This is a genomic window from Streptomyces sp. NRRL F-5727 (assembly GCF_000719555.1).
In the GTDB taxonomy this organism is placed as follows: domain Bacteria; phylum Actinomycetota; class Actinomycetes; order Streptomycetales; family Streptomycetaceae; genus Streptomyces.
This window is the reverse complement of record NZ_JOGX01000165.1, coordinates 1-408: the sequence shown is the minus strand read 5'-3', so window position 1 is coordinate 408 and position 408 is coordinate 1. Positions and strand designations below refer to the sequence as shown.

The window sequence follows — 408 nt, the reverse complement described above, 5'->3', positions numbered from 1 at the left end:
GTCGCAGGGGGTGTCGAGTCCTTCGGTGACGTCGGCGCGGACGAGGTGGGCGCGGCCGGGCAGGCCGGCGAGGGTGCCGAGTGCGGCGGCCGCGCCGGTGTCGTCGTGGGCGTAGTTGAGCAGGACGTGGGCGCCGCGGGCGCACAGTTTGCGGGCGGTGGCGAGGCCGGCTCCGCGGGTGGCGCCGGTCACCAGCGCGGTGCGGCCCGTGAGGTCGGGGGCGGTGGGGGTGGTGAGGGTGGGGGCGGGCTGGAAGTGGGAGGTGTTGTGCACGAGGATGTCGAGGCCGCCGAAGAGGCGTTCGGCCTCGTCGCAGGGGGTGTCGAGTCCTTCGGTGACGTCGGCGCGGACGAGGTGGGCGCGGCCGGGCAGGCCGGCGAGGGTGCCGAGTGCGGCGGCCGCGCCGGT

Annotated in this window: 1 protein-coding gene; it reads right to left on the bottom strand. The window is 77.2% G+C overall.

Annotation, left to right across the window (positions count from 1 at the left end):
* The coding region (locus IF73_RS39055; RefSeq protein ID WP_420706620.1) for an SDR family NAD(P)-dependent oxidoreductase at nt 1–408 on the bottom strand (408 nt) is incomplete at both ends.